Annotated in this window: 7 protein-coding genes; 5 read left to right on the top strand and 2 right to left on the bottom strand. The window is 42.0% G+C overall.

Annotated features, from left to right (window positions below; genetic code table 11):
• Positions 1-138: 138 nt before the first annotated feature.
• Positions 139-1,035: a helix-turn-helix transcriptional regulator gene (locus VIP81_RS32385; RefSeq protein WP_331972017.1), complete on the bottom strand. Its 897-nt coding sequence runs from the start codon at positions 1,033-1,035 to the stop codon at positions 139-141.
• A 189-nt stretch (positions 1,036-1,224) separates the two neighbouring features.
• On the opposite strand from VIP81_RS32385, the gene VIP81_RS32380 reads away from it, so the two are divergent.
• The 3 genes from VIP81_RS32380 (at position 1,225) to VIP81_RS32370 (ending at position 2,874) form a co-directional block, all read left to right on the top strand.
• On the top strand, positions 1,225-1,782 hold the full coding sequence (locus tag VIP81_RS32380) for a DapH/DapD/GlmU-related protein (RefSeq protein ID WP_331972014.1): 558 nt from the start codon (positions 1,225-1,227) through the stop codon (positions 1,780-1,782).
• 113 nt (positions 1,783-1,895) lie between these two features.
• Positions 1,896-2,381, top strand: coding sequence for a cyclophilin-like fold protein (locus VIP81_RS32375; protein ID WP_331972011.1), 486 nt, complete (start codon positions 1,896-1,898; stop codon positions 2,379-2,381).
• Between the two features lie 157 nt (positions 2,382-2,538).
• Positions 2,539-2,874: a TfoX/Sxy family protein gene (locus tag VIP81_RS32370; RefSeq protein ID WP_331972008.1), complete on the top strand. Its 336-nt coding sequence runs from the start codon at positions 2,539-2,541 to the stop codon at positions 2,872-2,874.
• A 169-nt stretch (positions 2,875-3,043) separates the two neighbouring features.
• Here the strand turns inward: VIP81_RS32370 and VIP81_RS32365 are convergent, their stop codons facing one another.
• Entirely contained in the window at positions 3,044-4,108 is a 1,065-nt protein-coding gene (locus VIP81_RS32365; protein WP_331972005.1) for an SDR family oxidoreductase, read from the bottom strand.
• 103 nt (positions 4,109-4,211) lie between these two features.
• Here VIP81_RS32365 and VIP81_RS32360 point away from each other — a divergent pair, with 103 nt between their 5' ends.
• Positions 4,212-5,048 (top strand): AraC family transcriptional regulator, encoded by an 837-nt coding sequence (locus VIP81_RS32360; RefSeq protein ID WP_331972002.1) that lies wholly within the window; start codon positions 4,212-4,214, stop codon positions 5,046-5,048.
• Between the two features lie 77 nt (positions 5,049-5,125).
• A partial coding sequence (locus tag VIP81_RS32355; RefSeq protein ID WP_331971999.1) for an RNA polymerase sigma factor occupies positions 5,126-5,494 on the top strand: 369 nt, incomplete at its 3' end.

Raw genomic sequence — 5,494 nt, 5'->3', positions numbered from 1 at the left:
CTTTACAGATTGACTAAACTTTATGCTTAAAATTTCCACTAATCCCCCAAGTTTTCAACTTGATCCAGGAAAAGGGGATCAATACTATTTGCATGTGGCGACATTTTATCCTGCAACACTTTCCCGGGAAATCCTTATTCAATTCAAATTCCGATATTCATTAGGTGTTATGCCCGTTTTCTGTTTGAACAATCGGGTAAAATGCTGTTGATATTTAAAGCCCAATTCGGTAGCAATATCATTGATGGTTTTAGAAGCATCAAACATCTTTGCTTTAGCCTCGTCAATCAGTTTTGACTGTATATAATCCAATGCAGTAGCGCCTGTTTCTTTTTTAATAAGGTCACCAAAATAATTAGGAGAAAGATGTAATTGTTCCGCACACCAGCTAACGGATGGTAAACCTACATCTTTTGCTGTGCCCGATTTAAAATAGTCATGCAATAAGTTTTCAAACCGGGTTAAAACATCTTTATTGGCGTGGCTTCGGGTAATAAACTGGCGGTCATAGAAGCGCCTACAGTAATTTAGAAGCAATTCGATATTTGATACTATCAGTGTTTTGCTGTGCTGGTCGATATTCTGTTCAATTTCTGATACAATTTTTTCAAGACATTCCACAATGGTTTTGCGTTCTTTCTTTGAAAGATGCAACGCTTCGTTCACTTCATAATTAAAAAATGAATAATCCTTGATTGTCTTTGCCAGATGAGTACCTGCAAGCAGGTCCGGGTGGAATAGCAGACCGTACCCCGATGGCTTGGTATTAATACTATGATTGTCAATACCGTATACCTGTCCAGGACAAACAAAAACAAGCGTTCCGTCCTCATAATCATAAGGCTGGCCGCCGTAAATTATATCTCCGCATTTATTGTCTTTCAGAAATACCGCATAAATGCCCATATATCGCCTGAAATTCCGGACAAGCGGTAAGTCATTGAATTTGACGATGCTAACCAAAGGATGCAATGTGTCAACTCCTGCGTAGTCGTTATAGTGCCTTACGGTATCTATTCTATCAAAATGCTCCATAGCCAATTATTACCCTACAAATTTAACGAACCTAATTCCGTTTGCGACCTTTTACCGCTAAATCCGTAAAAGTGGTAAAAAGAACTGTATTCTGTATAAATCAGATGCCATTTGTATTATCGAAATTTGTAAAAGTATATTGATGGGTATATCTATATATGATCTGAAAATGAAAAAAAAGTAATGATAATGGGAAAAGATATTTTTGAACGACTGCGAAATGGAGAGACTATTTCGCAAAACGCCCCCGAAGCCTACAAAATGGTGCTTGCTTCTCACGCTACAAAAAAAATCCTTGTTCAGATGAACAGTACAGCGGACCCAAACGAGGTGAGAAATCTATTAGGCCAAATCACAGGTTCGGAAATTGACGAAAGTACAACCGTATTCACTCCGCTATACATCAACTACGGAAAGCATACCAAAATCGGTAGAAATGTATTTATCAATTTCGACTGTACTTTTTTGGATCTGGGTGGAATTACCATTGAAGATGGTGTGTTGATTGCTCCAAAGGTGAGTTTATTATCAGAGGGACATCCGCTTGCGCCGGAAGAAAGACACTCATTAAAAGTTGGGCCTATCCATATCAAAAAGAATGCGTGGATTGGTGCAAATGCCACCATTTTGCAAGGTGTAACTATTGGCGAAAATGCTGTAGTAGCCGCGGGAGCGGTCGTTTCAAAAGATGTTCCTGATAACACGGTTGTAGGTGGAATACCTGCAAAAATTATTAAAACAATTTAAGTTAAAAATGAAATCCACCGGCGCATGGCATGCTACAAATACGTTGTCATTTAAGAATATGCCTTTGATGACTTACATAAAAGAAATTTTAAAGAACATTTAAAATAAAAGGTATGGAGAAATCGCTTTTGGCAACACTATTGATGTTTTCTTTCCTATGTAGCAATGATACATCCTGCCACGGAAGCGATAGGAATATTCAACCCACGAGCATTGAAAACCATCATACCGGGCAAAATATGACAAGTGATAACATCAATATAAAAGTTGGTTCAAAAGTCTTCGCAGCTACACTTTTTGATAACAGTTCGGCAAAAGCCTTTAAGGAAATGTTGCCTTTGACAATCAACATGACGGAGCTGAACGGGAATGAGAAATACGGTGATTTATCCAAAAGCCTCCCAATAAATTCAGTCAATCCAGGAACTATAAAAAATGGCGATTTGATGCTTTATGGTTCAAATACACTGGTTCTGTTTTACAAATCATTTTTTACCTCTTACCGCTATACAAAATTAGGAACAGTAGATGATGCAACGGGTTTGGCCTTGGCATTGGGTTCCGGCAATATATCTCTTCTTTTTGAAGGACATAAATAGACAAAATAATAAATAATAATAATATTAGTAGGCTGTATCATCCTATACAGCCTGTAACAACAAATAAAAATCAATGGAAACGAGACATTGTTGGCAATAACACCCTGAAAAACAAAAGCTGTCTGTCCTTGTTAATTTTATGCATAATTTTGTCACCATGAATAAAACGGAAGAACAACTGATAGACTGGATAACAAAATCACTGCGACCAATGGGTGAAGTTACCAGTCGTGCTACGACGGAAGGAAAGACGCTGTATTGCGATGGTATCCTGTTTGCCTTTTTAGATAAAGGTATTCTCTGGTTTAAATCAGATGATGAGAGTGATGGGGTGTGGGATGCTGCTGGCAGCGATTCGTTGACGTCTGTTCGCAAGGATGGCACGGTGGTATATCAGTATTTTCGTAGTGCACCGGAAGATGTATATGAAGATGAGAGAGCAATGCGCAAATGCGCCAAACAAGGCATTGCGGCGGGTAGGCGTGCTAAGTAAAATAGTTATAGCAGCTGATATCAGGTAGTTCAAATTATAAAAAGAGGCGGCGTCAAAATAATTTTTATCTGGAACTGAAGGCGGGTATTTTCGTTTACCCGATTCTCCTGCCGGTAAGATTACTTTTGATGCCGTCTCTTTTCTATTTTATTCCGCACCTGGCGACTCCTTACGGAATCACTTTCATCTTCTTGAAATTATCAAAAATCTCCATGAACATCGCCTCTGTATCTACAAACTCATGGAACCCTGCTCTGCGTGCTTTAGATCCATCCGCAAAAAAGTCGTAGTCCCAGGAGAATACAAAGTCCCCGAATTTCCAGGAAGAAACTTCTGCGTAGCTATATTTCAGGCCATATTTTTCCATCATGGTATTCCACAACGGTTCTTTGTCGGCCATTACTACATCGAGCTGCATGGGTAAAGGATCTGCTGCTTCCAATCCGAAGTAACGGGCAATGCGTGGCCAGAGGTCGGACCAGCGGAAGAGGTCACCGTTGTTGATATTGAATGCCTGGTTGGTGCCGGCAGGACTTTCTGCTGCCCAGGTAGTTGCTTTGGCCAGGAGGTTGGCATCTGTCATTTCCATCAGCTTATTATACGCGCCTGGTTTGCCCGGGAAGCGAAGTGGCAGGCCCAGTTCTTTGGAGATGGCGGCATATACAGCAATTACCATCGCCAGGTTCATGGGATTGCCCAGTGCAAAGCCACCTACTACAGAGGGGCGAATGGCAGACCAGGTCCAGGATTTTCCTGCCTGTATTTTTTCCAGGAACTGTTGCTGCGACATATTGAATTCCGGCGGCATAAAGGTGCCGGCATCGGTTTCACGGGCGGGTGTTTTAAAAGGGCCGAGGTGAGCGCCATACACTTTGTATCCCTGCATCAGGCTGATGTGTTGCAGATGGGAGGCTACGGGTTCTACTACTTCTACTACGTTTTGGAGCATCGCCATATTAGGAGCTACCAGTGCTGCCCAGCTGTCGCGGTCCTGGTAGGCGGCATAAAATATATGCGTTACCGTAGTCAGGTGGCCCAGTTTTTCCTGTGTGTCTTCCCGGCTCATCAGGTCTACTGCAATATGTTTTACGTGGGGGCTGTCTTCACCACCTCTTCTGGATAAACCAATAATATCCCATGATTCCTGTGCCAGTAGGTAGTCTGACAGGTTACGTCCTATTACGCCTTGTGCGCCTACTATCAGGGCTACTTTCCGATTATTATGCTGTTCCATATTACTGTTGTATTTTTAATACTGATTTTGATAACACAAAGATCGTTACCCGGCTATTCATCACACTTGTACATCACGGGGGATAATTGGTATATTTCAACGAATGAAGCGATACATACAACTGGAGTACCTGAAAGTATCACACTTTACAGCTACCGAATGGCAACACCCGGTGCATAACCACAATCACTTTGAGCTGATTTTCATCCATCAGGGCAGTGGTATCCATACCATATCGGGGATGAATTATTCCTATACAGGTCCCTGCCTGTTTCTGCTGGCGCCTTGTGATGCGCATCATTTTGAAATTACTACTGCCACCACTTTTACCTTTATAAAGTTTACCAATGTATATCTGCAGGGGAGTGGTCAGCTGCGGTTTCAGCAAAGCTGGAATCAGGAACTCGACAAGTTGCTGCTACAGGCCCGTGAACAAAGAATGTTTGCCACTGCCACCAGCCGGATGGAAGCACTGGTGAAGCTGATCACTACTGAATGGAAGGAGGCGCAGGAAGAAAATAACGATACCATCTTCTTCCTGCTGCAGGCATTATTTACCATGATAAAGAAAGCAGGTAAGAGCGAGCTACCGCAAACGGGTGTTGCCAGTGGCGCTCGTGTAACGGCTATTCTTCATCATATTCATGAACATATACATCATACCGATGAAGTGCAGATAGAGCAGCTGGCGGATATTTTTGGGTACTCAAAACATTACCTGGGCGCTTTCTTTAAAGAGCAAACCGGCAGCACATTGCGGGAGTATGTGAATCAATATAAATTACACCTGTTGGAAAACAGGCTGCACTACAGCGCTTTTTCACTGAAAGAAATCAGTCATGAACTGGGATTTAATGACCAGAGTCACCTCAATAAATTTTTCCGGAAATATCATGGTATCAGTCCTTCTGTTTATCGTGAGCAGGTGCAGGCTTCGTAACGTTATTGCCACAACGGAGTCTGTTGTTGCATAATTGCTCAATTTGTCTAAATTTATGCAAAAATTGACCAAAACGCTTGTACGTAGATAGTTTACATAATGAGAAAGACCTGCTACATCAGATAGCACGGGGTGATGAAGCTGCGTTCCGTTGTTTCTTTGATTATTATACACCACGTTTATTCACTTTCGTAGAACGTTTAACAAAATCCAAAGCGGATGCTGAGGAGATTGTGCAGGATACGTTCATGAAAATATGGACCAACCGCGAGAGCTTACCTTTTATCGACAAGCCTGCACATTATTGTTATGTAATAGCCCGCAACAAAGCACTGGACAATATCCGCAAAGTAGCCAGGGATCAGCGCCTGCTCGATCAGGTGTGGAATACGATCGTTACGGAAGCAGACAATAGCCTGGAAAACCATCTGCAGTCACAGGAATAT

It is taken from the genome of Chitinophaga sp. (genome assembly GCF_036566945.1).
Lineage (GTDB): Bacteria > Bacteroidota > Bacteroidia > Chitinophagales > Chitinophagaceae > Chitinophaga.
The sequence above is the reverse complement of the archived record's forward strand: the minus strand, read 5'-3'. Positions and strand labels throughout refer to the sequence as shown.